At 60.0% G+C, this 21,411-nt stretch carries 15 protein-coding genes; 9 read left to right on the forward strand and 6 right to left on the reverse strand.

The window, feature by feature from the left end; all coding sequences use genetic code 11:
- Positions 1–375: 375 nt before the first annotated feature.
- Complete coding sequence (gene sohB / locus J3U87_RS09425; protein WP_237382793.1) at positions 376–1,404, forward strand: protease SohB; 1,029 nt, start codon at positions 376–378, stop codon at positions 1,402–1,404.
- 537 nt (positions 1,405–1,941) lie between these two features.
- The gene (locus tag J3U87_RS09430; RefSeq protein ID WP_237382794.1) at positions 1,942–2,418 is read left to right on the forward strand and encodes a hypothetical protein; all 477 of its coding nucleotides are present in this window, start codon (positions 1,942–1,944) and stop codon (positions 2,416–2,418) included.
- Positions 2,419–2,557: 139 nt separating this feature from the next.
- Here J3U87_RS09430 and deoC read toward each other — a convergent pair whose 3' ends face one another.
- A complete protein-coding gene (gene deoC, locus J3U87_RS09435) occupies positions 2,558–3,262 on the reverse strand; it encodes a deoxyribose-phosphate aldolase (protein ID WP_237382795.1) in 705 nt (234 codons plus the stop codon).
- Between the two features lie 399 nt (positions 3,263–3,661).
- On the opposite strand from deoC, the gene xthA reads away from it, so the two are divergent.
- Positions 3,662–4,477, forward strand: coding sequence for an exodeoxyribonuclease III (xthA, locus tag J3U87_RS09440; RefSeq protein ID WP_237382796.1), 816 nt, complete (start codon positions 3,662–3,664; stop codon positions 4,475–4,477).
- Positions 4,478–4,504: 27 nt separating this feature from the next.
- Positions 4,505–4,786: a DUF503 domain-containing protein gene (locus J3U87_RS09445; RefSeq protein WP_237382797.1), complete on the forward strand. Its 282-nt coding sequence runs from the start codon at positions 4,505–4,507 to the stop codon at positions 4,784–4,786.
- A 776-nt stretch (positions 4,787–5,562) separates the two neighbouring features.
- On the opposite strand, the gene J3U87_RS09450 is transcribed toward J3U87_RS09445, so the two are convergent.
- The 5 genes from J3U87_RS09450 to J3U87_RS09470 all read right to left on the reverse strand — a co-directional run bounded on the left by J3U87_RS09450 (position 5,563) and on the right by J3U87_RS09470 (position 13,536).
- Complete coding sequence (locus J3U87_RS09450; protein WP_237382798.1) at positions 5,563–6,207, reverse strand: hypothetical protein; 645 nt, start codon at positions 6,205–6,207, stop codon at positions 5,563–5,565.
- A gap of 823 nt (positions 6,208–7,030) precedes the next feature.
- Positions 7,031–8,740, reverse strand: coding sequence for an Hsp70 family protein (locus tag J3U87_RS09455; RefSeq protein ID WP_237382799.1), 1,710 nt, complete (start codon positions 8,738–8,740; stop codon positions 7,031–7,033).
- 119 nt (positions 8,741–8,859) lie between these two features.
- Entirely contained in the window at positions 8,860–10,248 is a 1,389-nt protein-coding gene (locus J3U87_RS09460; protein ID WP_237382800.1) for a HEAT repeat domain-containing protein, read from the reverse strand.
- Between the two features lie 388 nt (positions 10,249–10,636).
- Positions 10,637–11,992 (reverse strand): HEAT repeat domain-containing protein, encoded by a 1,356-nt coding sequence (locus J3U87_RS09465; RefSeq protein ID WP_237382801.1) that lies wholly within the window; start codon positions 11,990–11,992, stop codon positions 10,637–10,639.
- 227 nt (positions 11,993–12,219) lie between these two features.
- Positions 12,220–13,536 carry a 3-deoxy-D-manno-octulosonic acid transferase gene (locus J3U87_RS09470; RefSeq protein ID WP_237382802.1) on the reverse strand — a complete coding sequence of 439 codons (1,317 nt, stop codon included), beginning with the start codon at positions 13,534–13,536 and terminating at the stop codon, positions 12,220–12,222.
- 480 nt (positions 13,537–14,016) lie between these two features.
- Here J3U87_RS09470 and J3U87_RS09475 point away from each other — a divergent pair, with 480 nt between their 5' ends.
- The 5 genes from J3U87_RS09475 (at position 14,017) to rpoN (ending at position 21,396) form a co-directional block, all read left to right on the forward strand.
- Positions 14,017–14,973, forward strand: a complete 957-nt coding sequence (locus J3U87_RS09475; protein ID WP_237382803.1) for an acetyl-CoA carboxylase carboxyltransferase subunit alpha — start codon at positions 14,017–14,019, stop codon at positions 14,971–14,973.
- A gap of 1 nt (position 14,974) precedes the next feature.
- Complete coding sequence (gene recJ / locus J3U87_RS09480) at positions 14,975–16,660, forward strand: single-stranded-DNA-specific exonuclease RecJ (RefSeq protein WP_237382804.1); 1,686 nt, start codon at positions 14,975–14,977, stop codon at positions 16,658–16,660.
- 343 nt (positions 16,661–17,003) lie between these two features.
- A complete protein-coding gene (locus J3U87_RS09485) occupies positions 17,004–18,959 on the forward strand; it encodes a hypothetical protein (protein WP_237382805.1) in 1,956 nt (651 codons plus the stop codon).
- Between the two features lie 250 nt (positions 18,960–19,209).
- Positions 19,210–19,950 carry an LPS export ABC transporter ATP-binding protein gene (lptB, locus tag J3U87_RS09490; protein ID WP_237382806.1) on the forward strand — a complete coding sequence of 247 codons (741 nt, stop codon included), beginning with the start codon at positions 19,210–19,212 and terminating at the stop codon, positions 19,948–19,950.
- Positions 19,951–19,965: 15 nt separating this feature from the next.
- Positions 19,966–21,396: an RNA polymerase factor sigma-54 gene (rpoN, locus tag J3U87_RS09495; protein ID WP_272932477.1), complete on the forward strand. Its 1,431-nt coding sequence runs from the start codon at positions 19,966–19,968 to the stop codon at positions 21,394–21,396.
- Positions 21,397–21,411: the final 15 nt, after the last annotated feature.

Genomic DNA, 21,411 nt, shown 5'->3' on the forward strand with positions numbered 1-21,411 from the left:
GATCGAGTTTCAAAGAACGTGGTGGCACCGGTGCGCGTTGTCGTGCCCCGGCGTTCGAAACAATGGGATCGCATCCTGATCACGCCACCGAGCCGGCGCGAACCTGATATGGGAAACATGGAGAAACACACAAACATGCGATAGAAAATGGGAATGGCGCGATCGCACCTGAGACGACGGTGCACCGGAAACAGGACCCTTCACGATGGTACCGAGGTGATCCGAGTTGCATTTATGAAAATCAAGTGAGGGCCGCCGTCTTCGATTATAACGCATCCCACTTGCCTGGCTTACGATAATCGGTGCGAGCCGGAGTCAACGCGCGGTTTACTTGAGACCGCATCCCAAGGAATAATGGGCGGATCAGGAGGCCATATGGAGTTTCTTTTGGAGATCGCCGGGTTTACGATCAAGGCCGGCATTCTCACGGTGGCCATCGGCGCCGTGGTCTTGATCATCGCCAGCGCCCTGCGCCGCCAGGGTGACGAGAGCCCCGGGCACCTATCCGTCATCGATCTCAGCGATCATTACCACAACCTGGCCGACAGTCTCCGTCGCGAGACGATGGACCCCAAGCAGTACAAAGCGTTTTGCAAAGAGGCCAAACAGAAGGACAAGGAACGGGAAAAAGAGGACACCGCCGCCAAACGCGTCTTCGTCATCGAGTTCCATGGCGACATCGCCGCCACCGCGGTGGCCGACCTGCGCGAGCAAGTGAGCGCCATTCTGACGGTCGCGGAGAAGGAAGACGAAGTGCTGGTTCGCCTGGAGAGCAACGGCGGCATGGTGCATCAGTACGGTCTCGCGGCGGCCCAGTTGGTCCGCCTGCGCGAAAAGTCGATCCCCTTGACGGTCTGTATCGACAAGGTCGCGGCCAGTGGTGGCTATCTCATGGCGTGCGTCGCCAACAAGATCACGGCTTCGCCTTTCGCGATCGTCGGCTCGATCGGGGTCATCGCCATGTTCCCGAACTTTCATCGCCTGCTGAAAAAGTACGATGTGGACTACCTGGAACTGACCGCGGGTGAGTTCAAACGGACCCTGTCACCGCTGGGCGAGATCACGGAGAAAGGTCGCGACAAGTTCCAATCGGAACTGGAAGAAACCCACGAGTTGTTCAAACACTTTCTGGCGAAATACCGGCCCAGCCTGAATTTGGCGGAAATCGCCACCGGCGAAACCTGGTACGGCAGCCAGGCACTCGACAAACACATGATCGACGAAATCATGACCAGCGACGATTACCTGATGTGCCTGGGCGAAGAGGCCACGCTGTTCAAAGTGGATTTCCACGCCGGCAAATCGGTACGCGAGAAGTTGGCCAGCACCCTGACCGAATCCGCCGACCATTTGATGATGCGCTGGTGGGAACGATTGGAAGAACGGGTACGCGCGCGGTCCTGAACACCGCGACAGCAGCCGAAGGAGGCGAGATTGCGTTTCTTCATGCAAATGGTCCATGGCTGGATCGTCCTCATCGCGGCAGCGGCATGCATCGGAACCGCTTTCTGGATGGTGCAGAGCAGCATCTCGTACCAGCCAGGCCCATCCACGATTCCTATGGAACCGAATCCCCAGGTTCCCTCCGAAGCGGCCACAAGCCCCCCGGACGACTCACTTCCGTCAGCGCCCGCGACCGGGCACGGAACGCTCCGCGAGACACCTTCGGGACAGCCGTCCCAGGCTACGACGCCGACCCCGCAGCCGGACGTTCACGCCGACGACAGCGGCATTCACGCCGAATCCGTCCCCCCACGCCAAACGCCGACGGGCGCCGTGCCTAGCCCGCCAGGCAGTGGGTCGGCCTCGCACTCTTCAACCGACACAACCCCATCCCGGGCGAGCGAGCCATCTTTGCCCAACGGCACGGAAACCCCGAACGCGAACCCCTCGGTATCTCCTGTCGGAGAAACCGCATCGACTCGAGAAGCCGAGGCACCGGTGGCGGAACCCGATCCCACGCCCGAGAGCGACACGCCGGTTTCCCACGACGTGGAAACCACCGCGTTCACCAGGCCCTGCAGGTTGCTGGCGGAAGGCGTCCAATCGGAGCGGGAGATCCAAGTGGGCATCGGCAACCTGGCCGAACTGTCGATTCCCGCGGGCAGCGCCATCACCGCGCCCTTCGCCGGGAGTGTCGTCAAGCGCATCTCCAGTGACCGCACGGGCCACGGCCTGTATCTCCTGGCGCAGGATCAGTCGATGTGCATCATGATCGCCGGATTCGATCCCGAACGCATCGCGGTTTCCGAGGGCCAAACCGTCGCGTGCAATGCGCCGTTGGGGCATGCGGCGGGCGAGGCGTCCGCCCAAACGCAGGAAATTCTATATATAAAAGTAATGGTTCCCGAGGAAACCCAGCCCTGGTGGCGCGCGGCTTCCATCGATCCGCGCGACCCGGTTCGAGGCTGGCTGTAGGGAGCTGCCCACAGCCATGTTTCGTGTCTGCCCCTGACCCCATCCAGACATGAAGGACACCACCTTTCCCGAGGCGACTGGATGGGGAATCGAAGACAGCGGTAGGCACGGCAGTAGGCACGAGTTTTCCGGGCATACCTCAGTTTGTGTCGGGCTTTTTCCTGAGCTCCGAGAGAATGTGAATCCCCGCGCTGGCACCGATGCGACCGGCTCCCGCCTCGATCATCGCTTCCATGGTCTTCAAGTCGCGAATGCCGCCCGATGCCTTGACCGACACCGATTTCGACACCGATTCCCGCATGAGCCGCACATCGTCCAGGGTGGCACCGCCACCGCCGAACCCGGTCGAGGTCTTGACGAAATGGGCGCCCGCCGATTCCGACGCCTTGCAAGCGGCGATCTTTTCCTCGTCGGTCAGATTACAGGTCTCCAAAATCACCTTCAGCAGCGCCGACCCACAAGCCCGCCTCACCTCCGCGATATCGATTTCCACGGCACGCCAGTCGCGTGCCTTGGCCCATCCCTGATTGATGACCATGTCGATCTCGGTGGCACCGTGCTCCACCGCCCAAGCCGCTTCGGCGGCCTTGACCGCGGTGCCGGTGGCCCCGAGCGGGAACCCGACGACAGTGCAGACGCGCACGGATTGCCCACGCAAAATATCGGCACACAAGGGCACATAGGCGGGATTCACACAAACCGAAAAAAACTGGTGGGCCACCGCTTCTTCACAGAGGTTGCGGATCTGGCTGGGCGTGGCCATGGGTTTGAGCAGCGTGTGGTCGATCATTTGCGCGTAACGGTTTTTTTTGAGTGTGATCTCGGAAGCGTTCGAAGGACTCATGCGGTGTAACTCCTGTGGTTGAATGATGGTTTTCGGGCGCAAGACATATGGCACCCAGGTAAGAGCCGCATCTTATCAGGACGATGCAGGAAATGAAGTTGACAATGCTGACATTTCGCGGGCGGGGCGTGGCAAATTGAAGGCTATGAGGCCAGCCCCCTCATCGCATTGAAAGACAAAAACCGCCGCGGTGTCCAGGGCAACGAAGGTGATTACCCCATTTCTCGGCATTTACCGAATCATTCTTTTGCATGGGACCACGAACGGCGGAGGCATCGGGCTCTTATCGACGACGCATCGACGCCACGCTACCCGGACACGCCTCACCCGCCATTTGCCTTATCGCCGGGTTGATGGTACAACCTGGGATCATTCGATTTCATGCCATCGAGGTGCCCCATGAAGGTGGTCAGTTTCAACGTCAACGGCGTCCGCGCCCGTCAACACCAAATGAAAGCGCTCACCGAGACCCTGCAGCCGGATGTGATCGGCCTTCAGGAGACCAAGGTCGTCGACGCCGAGTTCCCGGCCGAGTCCTTGCGCGAGCTCGGCTACGAGCCCAACTGGTTCGGACAGAAAGGTCACTACGGAGTCGCCCTGTTGACCAAAGAAAAACCACTGGAAGTCATGAAGGGCTTCCCCACCGACGACGCCAAGGCGCAGCGGCGCATGATCGGGGTGACGCTGCCTTTCGCGGGCACCCAATTGAAGATCCTGAACGGTTACTTTCCCCAGGGCGAAAGTCGGAGCCATCCCCAGAAGTTCCCGAACAAGCAGAAGTTCTACGCCGACCTGATGGGCTACCTGAACGAGGCCTGCAATCCAAGCGAACCGTTGTTGATCATCGGCGACATGAACATCGCACCGACGGACGGCGACATCGGCATCGGTACGTCCAACGCCAAGCGCTGGTTGCGCGAAGGCAAGTGCAGCTTCCTGCCGGAGGAGCGCGAGTGGATGGCGGCGCTGAAGGACTGGGGTTTGACGGACACCTTCCGGGAGAAGTATCCCGACGTGGATGACCGTTTCAGTTGGTTCGACTACCGCAGCCGGGGTTTCGATCGCGACCCCAAACGAGGTCTGCGGATCGACCTCATTCTGGCGACCCGACCGATGATGGAGCGGTTGGTGGAGGTCGGCATCGATTACGAGCTGCGCGGCATGGAAAAGCCGTCGGATCATTGCCCGGTATGGGCACGATTCGATCGAGGTTGACGGTGAGGCCGAGGAGAAACGAAATCGATGCTGCTTGAAATCCTGACCGTTGAGTTTCGATTGGAAGGCTGCCGCAGCTTGAAGGACAAGCGACGGCGCTTGGTGGGATTGCGCCATCGCTTCGGTCGCGCGACCAACGTGGCGGTCTGCGAGAGCAATTATCACGACGTACACGATCGCAGCGAGTGGACCTTCGTGGTCACGGGCACCGACCAGACGATCGTGGAACGAACGCTGTCACACATCGAAGACCGCATCGAGAACAACGTGGACGCGATCGTCATGGGCTTCGAACGCGAATCGTTGTGAACCACCAGTCGAACGTCCACAGCCCGCTCAAAAGTGATCCTATCCCCCCTCGAAGCCTAGAGGTCTCCGTTTCCACTCCGTAGCAAAGGGCCGCCATGCCCAGTAGGTTCATCCGCCGGATGAACTCCTCGAAGCCGCAAAGCCCAACCATCACAACCTACCCAGGAGGAACCCGAGACCCCCTCCTCGAAGCCAAAAGGTTCCCTCACTCCCTTCGATGCAAAGGGCCGCCATGCCCAGTAGGTTCATCCGCCGGATGAACCCCTCGAAGCCGCAAAGCCCAACCATCACAACCTACCCAGGAGAAACCCGAGACCCCCTCCTCGAAGCCAAAAGGTTCCCTTACTCCCTTCGATGCAAAGGGCCGCCATGCCCAGTAGGTTCATCCGCCGGATGAACCCCTCGAAGCCGCAAAGCCCAACCATCACAACCTACTCAGGAGGAACCCGAGACCCCCTCCTCGAAGCCAAAAGGTTCCCTTACTCCCTTCGATGCAAAGGGCCGCCATGCCCAGTAGGTTCATCCGCCGGATGAACTCCTCGAAGCCGCAAAGCCCAACCATCACAACCTACTCAGGAGAAACCCGAGACCCCCTCCTCGCCGCTAAAAGGTCTCCTGCTTCACCTCGAAGCAAAGGGCCGTCATGCCGGGAAAGCTCATCTACCGGTTGCGCTGTCCCATTCAGCAAATCCCAACCTGCGTAGCCAGCATCACAGGGAATTCCTAACCATGTGAGATTCCACCTCCAACTATCTAACCGGGCCGAAAAACCAGAATTAGCTCAATGGTGGATAGCCAAATCTAGAAAAACTCCAGGGATATTCCGAGGGGATCGTCGCAAGACCCGCCCTAACCGGGTTTTCCATGACGTAAGACACCGCGCGTTGCCAGTGTTCCAAACTTCGCAGCCAATGATCAAAGGACTCTTTCGCCCAAAATGGCCCCGTTCTCCCCAGCATTTTGTTCGCTTCATGGGCGGTATAACTTTTCAGGGAATGCATGATCCCGGGTATCGAGCCCCACATCAACGCCGAAGTAGATGGCTCTCCCTGCTGGATCAACGGATTGATGACCATGTGCACATGATTTGGCATGATGCAAAAACAATCTAGAAAGAAGACCCGGTCATGTCGATAATGCAAGCACTCAGCTATCATCTGGGCAACACCCGAATCTCCCAGCCAGAGCGGACCAGATGCACCCTGATGCAACAGGGATTCGAACTTGCGAAACCATTGGCGGCGCCGCTGCCACCGTTGCGACTTCGACTCTGAAGGCGGCTTGGATTCCTTGCGCCAAGTATCCAAAACATCACGAGGCAAAGAACCTACAAGTCGAAACGTGATGAAAGAGGACACCTTTCCCGGATGCCAATGCGGCAAATGGCACCGGTAGAAATTCTTCCCGGTCAGGTTCGGCATTTTTTGTCACTCAAAATTTCATTGGCAACAAATTAACCCAGCTATCCCCAAAAAAGCCAGGGGATTTTCGGCACCGAAAAAATCTGATTGTTTTTTGAGAACCCGAACCAGCGAGCATAGCCAGCTCGATTTCGAGAAACGAACAAATGCGAAGCGAGCTGGCATGGTGGTCACGGCTGTCTGAGAGAGCGTCGTGCAGGGCCGATAAGGCCAGGTAGGTGCGGCGGCCTTGCCGGCCGGCCATGCTCGCAACACATTCCGAAGCTCCTGCTTCTATTGGTGCCTCGACCTCTGGTGTTTCATATCTGCGAAGCCTTGGTCGCTTCGAAGTGTCCGCCCAGTGACCATACCGGCCCCGCCCAACCAACAGCCGCGCCGATCCTCAAGCTTGTGGGAACTCTGAGCATGGATCACTTCGGCAAGTTCAGCCGGCGGCTGAACCTACCGGGCACCACGAATCTTTCGGCATTCGGGCATTCCGAGCAACTTTGGTTCAAGAGAGCCAGAGTAAATCGCAATTGAAACTTCCGATATCACCACCGCAACTCGTCTCTCTATGACACATAAATCTGAGGGCTCTCCGTCCTTGATGAACCTGCCTGGCACCCTCCTTCTCTTTTGCCAACTGGATCTTCTCGCCTCTTCGTTTCTAGGGAGCGGGGCTTCGCTCTTATTGAGAGTGGTTCTCTGGGTTTTGAGGCTTCGGTTTGTTCATCCGGCGGATGAACCTACCTGGCACCACGCCTCTCTTTTTCGCTACGGTATCGCGATCATCCTCTCTTCGTTGGCGAGTTCACGTGATCCCTGAACCGCTCGAGTGCATTCATTTAAGGCGGACGACCGCTTCTTGTTCCATTAGCATCTTGTCGGTTTTGATGTCGCGCACCGTCGCCACCAACCAACGATCTTCGTTGATGCCGAAGCTGACCTCCAAACGCGCGTTGCGGTCGCTGGGCATGTGCGGCGGATTCAAGGTACCGAAAGTGGGATCGTTCTCGTTGAGGGGAATCACCACCGGCCCCTCCTGCTCGCGCTCCCGGTCCATGCGATGAAGCCGGCCCTGGCCGTCCCAAACGAACTCCTGCAAATCTCCGTGACGGCGGCCCAACTCGCAAATGACCAGGCGAAACAAATCCTCCGGCTCGCCCGTGGCGCAGGTGGGCACCAATCGCTTCTTCCAGAAATCGGGCGCCGTGGGGAACACCGTGCCGGCCGGTACCACCACGTGGTGCTGCGGTTCGCGCGTCTTGGCGTCGTGGGTCACCACCGCGTAGTCGTGGGTGATGAAATCGGTGGTGACCTGACTTCCGTCGGCGAACACGCTGCCTCCGTATGCCACCGCGAAGAAGGGCTGCCAGGCCCGCACGCGGTCGCGACCGTAGCGATCTTCCGCCAACCGGTAGATGCCCGGCAACAGACTGGAGCCACCCACCATCAGCACCTCGCCGAAATCACGTTCGAAAATGCCCAGCCGCTCGGCCTGACGCGCAATGGAATCCATCGCTTCCTTCACGTTTCGATAGACACCCTGGGTCTCCATCAACTGGATCAATTCCTCGCGTGAGACCTCCAGCGGTTCCTTGACGAGGTCGCCCTGCATCTTGAGAATCATGTCGAAGGACCGCATCCCTTCCGGCGGCTCCAGGAAAAAACTGGTTTTTTCTTCGAAAAAGAGACGCTCCTTGACGCTGCGCGCTTCGGAAAGCATGGCACGCGCCCACCAGGCCTCGACCATTTCCGAAACGCGTTGCAAGTCGAACCCCTTCGCCCGGCAGAAGTGCTCCAACAGCCAGGCGTCCACCTGGTTCCCACCCAGTTGAAGGCCCTCCTTGGCCAGTACCCGACAGGTCCCCGAATGCTCCACCGTGCGCCGATCCATGCGGATCAGGGCCAGATCCAAGGTGCCGGCGCCGAAATCCACCACCAGGAACGGTCGATCGTCGTGCAATTTCAGCCCGTATCCCAAGGCGGCGGCCACCGGCTCGTCGACGAACTTGACCGTGCCCACCCCCAGCTCGCGCAGGAGCTGCTTGAGCACCGCGCGATAGGGCTCGTAACAGTCCACCGGCGTACCGATCACGACCTTCTTCGGCCGGCGACCATCCAGCCGCTTGAGCTCTCGCATCAATTCGCGCAGGTACAGCTTGGCGACCGATCGAGCCGCCACCGACTTGCCACCCATGCGGGCCAAGGTGCGGTAACTGTCGCGCATCAACGCCGGCTTGAAGCACTGCACGAAGTGGGCGCCGTGGGTGTGGCGATCCCGCTCCAAGGCGGCCCGACCGATGTAGGCCCGACGCCCCAGGGAAAACCAACGATCCAGCACCGACCATCGAGCCATGCGCTCCTTGAAGGTTTTGGGCTCGACCATGAACACGCTGGAGGGAATCGAATAACGCACGTCGATTTCACTGCCCCCCTCGGGTTCGCGACAAAGCTCCTCGAAGTGAATCATGTCGGGATGGCCCGCATCGGGATTCCAACGCGCCACCGCGGTATTGCTGGTCCCCAAATCAATCGACCAAAAACTCATGGATGCTCCATTTCTCACGGATTCCCGGACCTCGACATCCGAAAATCGAATTCAAACTGGGAAAGCGTCGTTCAAAACCGGGCCCGAAAGCCGAAGCGACGAGATTTCTCCCCTTTCTATCACGACTTGGCCTCACGCTTCGCCATGTGATCGACCGTCGCGGTGGCCCGCTGCTCCGAAAAACTGAGTTCGCCGCCGCGATCGGCGGTATCCGCCAAACTGAGCTGGCCGCGGTCGACATCCTCCTCGGCGACACTGATGAAGCCGGATTCGTCGCCACGCAGTCCCAGCCGGCCCTGAATCTCGGCAATCGCCAGACTCGCGGCTTGGCGACACTCCGGGAACCGTTCGCGTGCCAATGCCAGGGCCTCGATCGAGGCGCGATCTCCGCATTTGCTCAGCGCCTCGGCCGCCTCGCACTGCAATCCCTCATCCGGTTCCATCAATACCCGGATCAGAAAGGGAAGGACCCGCGAATCCTCGAACCGCGGCATGATCTCGATGATTCGGTCGCGGTGCCGGTGATTGAGATGCTGTCGAAACGCCGCAATCAAATGGGGAATCGCGGTCGGGTCACGCAACTCGCCCAACTGGGTGCAAGCGCCGTCCAGCAATTCCGGGTAGCCGAGTGCATCGCACGAAAGGGTTCGTTGCATATCGGCGGGCAACCGGTCGATGCCGATGAACAGGATCGGCGCCAATGGGGCGTAGATATGGGGAAAGAGGGCGCGGTAACCGCTTAGGGGATGTTCGACACCTGTCCAAATCTTCAGAAACCCCAGTTCAGGAGACCACGACTTGGGAGGAGGTTCTCCCCCGATCATGGGGGTTTCCGGCGGAAGGTAGCGCACCCACACAAATAGGTTGGTGGTGCGAAAAAGTGCGCTGGGATCCAGGTAAATATTTTTCTGAAGCCGCCGCTCGAGAGAAATTTGGTCGAAAAGATTCTTTTTCAGCGCAACCGCCGAGGCCACCGCTCGATGGGCCTGACCCAGCCGGTAGGGAGATCTACCCACCTTTTTATTGGTTTTCACTTGAAGGGTTACATAGATCCCGGAAACATAGATGCGAACATCACCGAGGGACATGAGCAGATCGCGGCTTTCTTTGGGGAAATAGGCTAGAACCCGATCGTCCTGGCCACCCACGGCGAAGCGGTCGTCGAATGATGGGTCGCCGGTCTGGTAGAAACCGGTGACCTGATACTCCGAGCCGGTTTGGTCGCGAACCGTAACCCCCAACGAGAGCGGAAGTTCGCGTTCGAAAGGGATGGTCAAAACCTGGGCCTTGGTATCGACGATGAACGATTCTTTTTCGAACTCACCGCAAATCAGGTATTTGGGCGTAGGTCCCCCATCGGAATCAGGTGGCGAGGTCAGGACGGCACCCATCTCCCGAAGCTTGTGCCGCACCAGACGACGGGCATCGAGCTGGGCGAGTTTACCGAGCCCCCAGAATACCACCGGCCCACCGACCAACACACTCAGCCAAAAAGTCCCCGGATCCATGACGACTCCCGATAGTCAGATGATCCCGCAACGGTGAACCAATGATCCCACACCGTTCAACGGGCGCTTATGTCGTGCTCCATACAACTATGAGCGCGAAATGCGGCCAATCGAAGCCAAAAAAATCGCATCCTGTTGGGTTTACCTACCGAGCGACCCCGTCGGGTTAGTTTTTCCCATCCAAAAGGGGAACTTTTTGAAGGGGTCGCTTCGAATCGGCCGGGCGCCACAGGTGATCCGGTTTCAGCCAATGGATGCCTCGCCTCAGCTAATCAGACATTACAAGAGCTTTGCCGAGAGTCGACACCTGAGAGCCGATGCCGGGCCCAACCAGCCGAGCCGACTTGCCGGGTGCGATCTTTCCCTTTCCAGGTGGGCACGGGCCCGGTCACGAGCCGGGATCGCGATCGCCGGTCTCCGTGGCTGCGGAACGATCCGCCAGGTCGAGGCGGCCGGCCTGGTCCTGATCGCCGATCAGGCTGAGACCCCCGGCATGCTCGCGTTCCCCCGACACGCTGATCATGCCGCGCGCTTCGGAGGTCAGACCCAAACGGTCCTGAATTCCGCGGATCGCCACCGAAATATTGCCGGCCAGGCGGGGGTTTCGTTCACGAAGGGCCACGAGTCGTTCGATCGTGTCGTATTCACCGCAACGAGCCAAGGCCGCAATCACGACATTCGGATTTACCAGAGTCCATTTACGGGGTATCAAATCCAACAGGTATCGGCATGCCTTCGGGCCCCCAAGCCGACCGATCGCCTGCAGGACCGCGGCCTGGGTTTCGGGTTCCTGAAAGCGGTAACGGCAGGCGAACAGATCGTCGAGAGCACCGCGATCACCCATTTCGGCGATTCCGCTTACGGCCTCTTCCACCAACGGACGGTGAACCAGCGCGCCGCGCAAGATGCGGGCCCGTAATCCAGGCTCGCGCGTGGCCAATTCGCGTGCCAGGTACGGCGCCAGTTTGGCCGTGAAACCCGGGAGGAACTCTCCTGCCAGCCGCTCGAACGCCGCGCCCTCCCGGAGCAATAACTCCAGCAACCGAATCTCCTGACTCGGCAGGGGAAATCCTTCGGGCCTCTCGAATCCGGGCGGCTGAATCCGACCGGTTTCCTTATCGCGATGGTGTTGCAACCACAAGCCCAGGAAGTTCACGCGAACGTCCTCGACGGGATCGCCGGCGATGATCTGCCACATCCGGTCGGTGGTGACACGCGTGCGCAACAGGTTCTTCTTCAAAGTCGAGACATCTTCGAAAACCTGTGCCATGTTGCCGATTCTCACGGGAGAGGCCACGCCCTTCAAGTGACCCCGCAACGAAAAGGGCAGCAGCAATTTGTCCAAAAAAGTCACGCGAATGCCTTCGTGGGTGAGGGTCAGGTGTCCCAGACGCCGAATCAGCACCCTACTTTGATGGTCCAGATAACTCAAAGCCCGATAATCGGAACTCCAAAGATCGAAACGCGCGTCGAAGGCCGGGTCGCCGGTCTGGAAAAATTGACCGTAGGAAGATTCGGAACCCTTCGCCACGAGGGTGAACTGTGCCTCCAGAGGCTGACTGAACGGAAAGTCCAAGGCAAGCGCCTTGGGGTCGAACCGAAAGTCGTGGCCCCGCCCGCTACCGGCCACGGGATAGCTGCCCACGTATTGCGGGTCGGCCTGCATCATTCGGACTCCAAGCGAGGCGAGCTTGGATTTGACGCGCATCCGATTGACGCGATTCACGAGGTAGGAGTAGACCATCGGCGTCACCTCGATAAGGGCAATAAAGGTCCAACACACAAACAGAGGAATGAGAAAAGAGATGCGATCCAGGAAAAAATCCAAGTTGCAACCTCGGTGGAAAGGCAGGGCGAGAGCATATCCCGTAACGATTTCGGGTGTTTGGCCTATGTTCCATCATAGGCCAAGCGCCGCGCTCGTTCTCTCGGTTCGGGCGCAAAACGCACCCGCCAAGGGAATCCAGCCTCTCAATCCACCAACTTCAGTTCGCGCAACAGCTCGGAGGTTCGGCCGATGGCACCCCGGTGGCGCGCGAGAAACGCCTGAGCGCGACGGGACATGGCTTGCAGACCGTCGCCGTCCTCGAGCATGTCCCCAAGCACCGGCGCCACCTCGGCCGCGTGGGCCACGACGCGGATCGCCGCTTCGTCCAAGGCTTCGGCCACTTCGCGCCGAAAATTCTCGGTCGAGGGGCCCATCACGGCCGGCGTACCGGCCTGGAGCGATTCCAGGAAGTTCTGACCGCCGCGGTCGTTGAAACTACCGCCGATCAGGCTGAGTTTGGCGAACGGATAACAGGAGGCCAGCTCGCCGAAGGTGTCCAGCACCAGCACGCGCGGATCGGTACCCTTCGATCCGGGATCGGCCAGATCCTTCAAGGCGGAACGAAGTACGGGGGGCGCCTCGGCCAAGGCCTCACCGAGCGCCGCGAGATGCTGGTCCAGGTACTCCAAATGACGCGGCGCCCACAGCAGGCGCAGCTCGGGAAAACGGCGCATCAACGCCGCGGCCTGGGGCACCAGGAGCGGCACCTCGTCGTGGCTGATGGAGGCGAAGACCAGGGTGGGTTTGTCGCGTGCCAGCCAGTCGCGCAACTCGCTCTCGGCCAACGGCCGGGCCTTCAGATCGAATTTCATGTTGCCGGTCACCCGCATTCGCTCGGGCGGGAGACCGAACTGGGAGAATCGATCGATGTCGGTGCCGCCCCGCGCCCCAACCATCGTCAGGTGATCGAAAATTCTCCGAAAAAAGGGATTGCGACGATGCCGCAGGGTCTTGGGACCCAGCCGCCCGTTGACGATGATCACCCGAGCCCCCGCCTTGGTGGCGCCGGCGAACAGGTTGGGCCAGATCTCGGTTTCCACGAGCAACAGTTCGGGCCAGGATCGACGACCCAACAGGCGCCGGTAACAGAAAGGCAAATCCCAGGGAAGAAAATGGATGCGATCCGTGCGGTCGGCATGGCCGAGTGACTGCTTGAAATGATGGTAACCCGCCGGCGTGGTGGCGGTCACCAACCAGTCGTCGTGGCTGCCCGGCGGCAGCGCATCGAGCAGCGCCATGGCGATTTTCGCTTCCCCCAGGCTGACCGCATGAAGCCAGACCCGGGGTTGGAACGAGATGGGCGAAGGCCACAGGCGCGCCCGCAGCCAGGATCCCACCTTCGGGCGCAGCAGGGCGATCAACGGCAAGGCCAGGGAAAGGAGAGCAAACACGAGACGCGCCAAGGATTGATAGACGATGGCCCAAAGAAACGCGCGAAAGCGCAGTGCTGTTGCGTTCATATTCCTACCTGTCGGCTTGTGGATCGTCGCATTCGCGGAAGATGCAGGGTCGATGTCGCCATTCCCGGAAACGGCGGTTTCGATCGGGGCGAGCCCCCCACCGCGATCCCGGTCCCCCGCGCCGCGGCCCTTGCCGTGTCGAGGGTTGCGACAGCGGAGAGGCGAAGCCCGCGAGACGTTGGAAAGGTATGGCTATCAAGGGATTCATCACGATGAGAAACCGCTGGTATGTGCATGTTCCTTGCCATTGTTGACTGGGTGCCACGCGAAACTGTATGCTAGCATTGACAAAAAATGAATTAAACCCAAGGGGGCGATTCGGGTGCATGCGAGGTTCCAGATCGTTGGAGCGACACAGGTTGGGAAAATCAAGGGAACACCGAGACGACGCGGCGCGGGACTTCGCGATGCCGTGGCGACCCGACCGCGAACGACGCACCCCCACACATCGCCGAACTCGGGTTAAAAGGTGATGGAACCATGAGTAAAGATCTCAACGCCATCGAGGCACCCATCATCGAGCTGAAAGCCAAGCTCGAGGGTCTCAAAGCACAACCACCTTCATCCAAACGCGACAAAGACATTGAAAAACACGAGCAAAAGCTGACCAAGCTGCAGCGCGACATCTACAGCAACCTCACCGAGTGGCAGACCTGCCAGGTCGCCCGCCATCCCAAACGTCCCTACACGCGCGACTACCTGCAGCACCTGTGTCCCGATTTCGAGGAACTCCACGGCGATCGCCGCTTCGCCGACGACCCGGCGATCATGGCCGGCTTCGGGACCTTCGAAGGCCGCGTGATCTGCCTGGTCGGCCACCAAAAGGGCCGCGACATCAAGCAAAAACTGCATCGCAACTTCGGTATGCCGCGCCCCGAGGGCTACCGCAAAGCACTGCGCATCATGAAGTTGGCCGAGAAATTCAAACGTCCCATCGTGTGCTTCATCGACACGCCGGGCGCCTACCCCGGCATCGACGCCGAGGAACGCGGCCAGGCCGAGGCGATCGCGCTCAACCTCAAGGAAATGGCCACGCTGGAAGTGCCGATCATCGTCTACGTCATCGGCGAGGGCGGTTCCGGTGGCGCCTTGGCGATCGGTATCGGCGACCACGTCTGCATTCTGCGCAACGGCATCTATTCGGTGATCTCGCCGGAAGGGTGCGCCTCGATTCTTTGGAAAGACGCCGAGCAGGCCTCACAGGCCGCGGAGTCGCTGCACCTCACCTCCTCGCGCCTGAAGAAACTGGGCCTGGTGGACAGCATTTGCGACGAGCCGCCGGGCGGCGCCCACGCGCATCCGGAACTCATGTTGGAAAACCTGGCCGATCACCTGCGCGACCAGCTCACCCAGCTCTGCGACCAGTCGATCGACAAGCTCCTGGACGACCGTTACCGAAAATTCAGAAATATGGGCATTTACGCTCAGGTAGGTTGAAATGGGCAAGGAGTGGCAAGTTCTCGAGCCCGACCCGGACCAAATCGACCAACTCTCCAAAACCTGCAAAATCGATCCGCTGCTCGCCAAATGCCTGCTGAACCGCAACATTCCCGAGTACCAGGAAGTGGAGGAATTCCTCCATCCCTGCGCCTACGAACCGCCCGACCCGTTCCTCGTCCCCGACATGCACAAGGCCGTGGCCCGCATCGAGCGCGCCCTGGCCAACGGGGAACGCATCTGCATCTACGGTGACTACGACGCCGACGGCGTCACCGCCATCGCCATCCTGACCCGAGCCCTGAAGGAGCTGGGCGGGGACGTGTTCTATTACATCCCCGATCGCTTCTTCGAGGGAGTCGGTCTGCATTGCGAACGGCTGCGCCAGCTCAAGGACGAGGAAAACGTCAGCCTGGTGATCACCGTCGATACCGGTACCCGGGCGTTCGAAGAAATGGATTTCGCCAACGAGATGGCCCTGGACGTGATCATCACCGATCACCACACGCCCGACAAGGAGAGCCCCAAGGCCCTCGCCGTGCTCAACCCCAAGGCCGAGGGCTCCGAGTACCCGTTCACGGAGCTTTCCGGCGCGGGCGTGGCCTTCAAGCTGGTACAGGCCCTGGATCACCGGTTTCCGGGGACCCTCCTGCTGGGCGACTATCTCAAGATCGCCGCCATCGGGACCATCGCCGACATGGTCCCGCTGCGGGAGGAGAACCGCTGGATCGTGGCCCGAGGCCTGCGCGAGATCAATCGCGAGGACCAGGGACCGATTCGCTGCCTGTTGCGCAAACTCGGCGTACGCGGCTTCGCCAACGCGCTGGACATCAGCTTCAAGGTGGCGCCGCGCATCAACGCTCCCGGCCGCTTGGGCGACCCCGATACGGCGATCGCCTTCTTCCGCTGCCAGTCCTCGCGGGACATCAACCGCATCGTGGACACCATGGACGGCATGAATTCGGTGCGCCAGATGTTGGAACGCGATCTGGAAGCCAAAATCAACCTCCAGCTTCGCCACGCCTACCGCAAGTGTCTGCCGCCCTTCATCCTGGTGGCGGGCCGCCACTGGCACCGCGGCATCCTGGGCATCATGGCCTGCAAGATTCTCCGTCGTTACCGCCGTCCGGCCTGCGTGCTCTCGTTCGACGACCACGAGGCGCACGGATCCATTCGCGGTACTTCGGGCCTCAACATCCTGGAGCCGATGCATCACATCGCCTCCCTGCTGAACAGCTTCGGGGGACACCCGGAAGCGGCCGGCGTCTCGTTGCCGGTCACCAACGTGCCCCAATTCCGGGACCGCATGAACGAGCTGTTGGCGGCCCAGAGCCTGGCCTCGGGTCACCAGAGCATCTCCTATGTGGATGCCGTGGTCGACTGGCGGGACCTGGACAAGAAACTGTTCACCATCATCTCCAAACTGGAGCCGTTCGGCATCGGCAACCACATGCCCGCCTTCATGACCGCCAACCTGATCTTGGAATCCGAACCGGTGCGCCGCGGCCCCTGGTTCCATTTCGAGGCCAGCGACGGCCAGGTGGCGCGCAAGTGCAGCTTCTACCATCCATCCGAACTCAGCGAACAATTCGAGCGGTTCGACTCGGTCGACCTGGTCTATTCGCTCACGCCCTTTCGCGACGAGTACCAGGTCCAAATTATCGAGATGCGCCCCTCGGAGGGGTGAGCGTCTCGGGGGATGGACGCCGCTGGGTGCGGCGTATTCCCCTGGGACGCAACCGATTCGCCATTCGAAAGTTCGTGTCGCGACGGGTCTGCCATTGTAAACTAGGCGAAGGCCCTCGCGCCGGACGTTATCGCAACGGCCACGCGCGAAGCCGCGCCGCCGGATTCCTCCCCTCCCTACCCTGCTCGGAACCGCGGCGACCGGGACGGTCAGGTACACGGCGGTCCCTTTCCCGGGGTCGAGCGATCCCCGGCCTTGCGTCCACCGGGCTTTGACGCTACGCTTAGCCCCCTTCGCATGGTCGCACCGTGAATCGCGAGGTCCCCATCAGGAAAACGAACCTATGATCAAAAAATGGTTGAGCCGGCTATTGGTGCTGCTGATGATTGGAACCGGGACCTTTTTCGCCTGGATCTCGACCCGCACCCAAACCGTGCCCATCGAGAAATCGAGCCCTGCCAAACCCAACGGAACCCAGGGTTTACACGGCAAGGACGTGGTCCACAAGGCCTACGACTCCGAGGGCCGCCTGATTCAGTCGGGCACCTCGCGCGAGGTCACCCTGGTGGGCGAGAAGAACCTGGAACTGCAAGGCGGCCTGGAACTCCACTTCGAGCGCAACAACCGCCGCTACACGATCAAGGCCGACAGCTACAGCAACCTGGAGAACGGCGGCCAAATCCTGCGGGCCGATTCGAACGACAAGGTGCTGATCCGCGAGGACGGCGGCTTGGAAATCGAGACGCCGGGGCCGATCACGGTGGACGCGGAAGGCGTCTACCGCACCGAATCGTCGGCCGAGTTCCGCATGGGCAATTCCAGCGGCGAATGCGTGGGCCTGGCGTACAAGCCCTTCGCCTACGTCACCCTGGAGCGGGAGGCCCTGTTCCACATCGATCGCGACAGCGAGGTCCATCTTTCGCTTGCGGCCAATCGTCTCCACCTGGACACGGCCCAGGCCCGGGGCACCCTGGATCAGGGTCGCCTGACCAGCTACAGCACCGGAGGACAGAGTTCCACCCTGTCTTCCGAGACCATCGAGTTCCTGTTCAACGGCGGCACGCGCAACGTGCCCTTCCGCCTGGAACGCGCCGAGGTCCGCGGCAACCCGGCCCGCTTTTCCTGGAATCACGGCGTCTTGACGTCACCGCGCCTGGACGCCCAATTCGACGCGGGCGGCAAACAGGTGCGCGACATCCGCACCGGCGCCCAGGCCCATTTCACGGCCAAGACCGAGGACGACTACCTACTGGAGGCCGACACCGGCGCGCTGCACCTGACGGTCATCGACAGCATGCCGGGCAAGCTCCAAAGCCAGGCCGCCATCAAGGTGCAGGCCCGCAAGGAGAATGCGCCCAACTTGATCCTGCGGGGCGAGTCGGGCATCGAGACCCTGTTCGAAAACGGCGTGGCGGTCAGCACCTTCATCCACGGCAAACCCCACTTCCGCTACGGTAACCAGACCGGCAAGGCGGGCGACCTGCGGGTCTCCCACCGCGAGCACAACATCATTTTCAGCCAGGGCAGCGAGCTGATCGATGCCGACGAGGAAGTGCGCATCTACGGCGACGAAATCCTGTTGACCAATTGGGACCAGGAGGACAAGGAGATCTTCGCCTTCCGCTTCGTCGAAATCGTCCACCGCACCGACGACCCCGAACCCACCCGCAGTTGGGGCGACGAACTGCGCCTGGCCCTGCCGGGCCACCACTTCAAGCTGCGCGGCGCCCCCGCCAAACTGCAACACGCCCAACACACCATCACCGCGGCCGAGATCGACATTCGCCAGATCGACGAGGATCTCTACGAAGTCCGCACCGACGACCGGGTCAGCCTGAACATGCAGACCGAACAGGGCCTGTTCCAACTGGACGCCAAGACCATGAACTTCTCGCAGGCCACCAGCGTGCTCCACTTCCAGAACGTGGAAAAAGCGGTCATGCCGCCACACGGCGAACTGTCGTGCGATTTCCTCGAAGTGGGCCTGGTGGAAGAGGGCGAAAAGCGCTTCGTGGACTACCTCAAGGCGCGCCAGGACGTGATTTTCAAGGGCTCCTACCAGCAGGACGAAACCGCCCAGCCGGTGAGTGGCCGCGCCGACGAATTGATCTACAGCAGGGTCGACCAAACCATCCAATTCCTTGGAAACAATCGAGATGTTGTTTTCAATCACCCCTCGGGCGAATTCAAGGGCCCGGAATTGACCTATTACCCGAACGATGGTACGATGCGTGCCGGTTCCGGGATGACGACGATCAATTCCAACAGCTTGGATAACAGCCTCTTAAAGGATAACTAGTGATCATTCCAAATCGCCCGGTTCCACGAATGATTCGCCCTACTCGATCGGTCGCCGAGCACCGAGCGGTACCCGGTGTCAGGTATCAAGAGTCAGGGAATTGGCTATGAGTCATCGCATGACCGATGCCTGACTGCTGAGACCTGAAACCGTGCCCGTCCGATTCCAAGATCCGGGGCGCGCCCACGCGGCGCCGAGCTTGGATGGACGCCAACTCATTCACTCACGAGGACCCTTTTAGAATCACCGTATGGCAGAACATTCGACCGTTACCTTAGAAGCAAATCACTTATCCAAGTCATACAAAGGGCGCCAGGTTGTCCGCGACATCAGTTTGAAGGTCGCGGCGGGCGAGGTAGTCGGGCTGTTGGGACCCAACGGAGCCGGTAAAACGACTACTTTTTACATGATCGTGGGCCTGATCAAGCCGGATTCCGGCAACATCGTGCTCAATGGCCGCGACCTGACCGACAGTCCCATGTACCAGCGCGCCCGCAAGGGCGTATCCTACCTGCCCCAGGAAGCGAGTATTTTCCGGCGAATGACCGTCGAGGAGAACCTGCTGGCGACCTTGGAGTTGCTGGACCTCAGCTCGCAGGAACGGCTGGAACGCATGGAGCAATTACTCGTGGATTTCAACGTCGAACACATCCGCCGGGGCATGGGTTTTTCGTTGAGTGGCGGGGAACGACGCCGGGTGGAGATCGCCCGTGCACTGACCAACCAACCCTCCTTCATCCTCCTGGACGAACCTTTTGCGGGGATTGACCCCAAAGCGGTGGGGGATATACAATTGATCATTGAAAAATTACAGTCCAGGAACATCGGTGTCCTGATCACCGATCACAACGTGCGCGAGACCCTGAAGATCACCCAACGTGCCTATATCCTGAGCGACGGTGTCATTTTGAAGGAGGGCTCCCCGGAAATGCTGGCTCGTGACGAGCTGGTCCGCAAGACTTATCTCGGTGATCAATTTAAGCTCGATTAATACTCGGGAGCAGTAATGGCACTCGAACAAAGGTTATCCTTAAAGCTATCTCAAAAGCTCGTCATGACGCAGAGCTTGCAACAGGCCATCAAGCTGTTGCAGATGTCGCGCCTGGAACTGACGGACACCATCCAGAACGAATTGCTGGAGAACCCGGTCCTCGAGGATCAACGCGAGCTGCCGGACGAGGAATTCGCCAACAACACCGAAGCCGAAAAGCCCGATACCGAAACCGGCATGGACAACAAGCTGGACAACATCGACATGGATGCCTACTTCCAGGAGTATCTCAACGATCACCAGCCCAAGAACCGCGACCGGGAGTTCCGCGACCCCAGCGACTATCCCTCCTTCGAGAACATGGTCACCAAGCGCGAGACGCTGCAGGAATATTTGGAGCACCAGCTCGGCCTGCTGCCGATTCACGATCGCGCCTTCGAGATCGGCACCGAAATCATCGGCAACATCAACGACGCGGGTCGCCTGACGGCCGAACTGGAAGAGATCGGCGAGGCCGGCGGCTGGAAGCTGGAAGAGGTGACCGAAGTCTGGCTGATCATCCGCGAGTTCGATCCCCTGGGGGTCGGCGCCCGCAACCTGCGCGAGTGTCTCGAGATCCAGATCGCCTATTCGGAATGGGCCGGCACCGATGTGGAAACCATGCTGCTGGAACACTTCGACCTGATCTACAAGCAGAAGTACAAAGAGCTGATGCAGTTGCTCAACGTGGACAAGGAGCAGCTCAAGGAATACCTGGAAGCCATCAAGCAGTTCGACCCCGAACCGGGACGCGCCTTCGCTCCCCTGCCGCCGCAGTACATCCAGCCCGACGTCTACATCCTGAAGGTCGACGACGAATACGTGATCCAACTCAACGACGAGGGGACGCCGCGTCTACGGGTATCGGCGCAGTATCCCAAGATCCTGGAGCAGGCGCGCAATTCGGACAAGGCCGCCAGCGACTACATCAAAGACAAATTCAAATCGGCGATGTGGCTGATCAAGAGTCTCGATCAGCGCAACCGAACCATCTACAAGGTAGCCGAATCCCTGGTCCGCCATCAGCGCGATTTCTTCGATCGCGGCGTGGAATACATGAAGCCGCTCGTCCTGCGCGAAGTGGCCGACGATATCGGCATGCACGAATCTACGGTTTCGCGGGTGGTGAACAACAAGTACGTTCACACCCCGCGCGGTGTGTTCGAACTGAAGTACTTCTTCCGTTCGGGCCTCGCCTCGGCGAATGGCGAGGACGTCTCGTCGCTTGCGGTCAAGGAGAAGATCCGCAAGTTGTGCAACGAGGAGTCACCCGCAAAACCCTATAGCGATGCGACGATCGTGAAGATCCTCACCCGTGAGGGCATTCAGATCGCGCGGCGCACGGTTGCCAAGTACCGCGAGGAGCTTGGCATTCCTTCGTCATCCAAACGCAGGAAAAAGATTTAAATGACACGGAGGAAC

Source organism: Sulfidibacter corallicola (genome assembly GCF_017498545.1).
In the GTDB taxonomy this organism is placed as follows: domain Bacteria; phylum Acidobacteriota; class Holophagae; order Acanthopleuribacterales; family Acanthopleuribacteraceae; genus Sulfidibacter; species Sulfidibacter corallicola.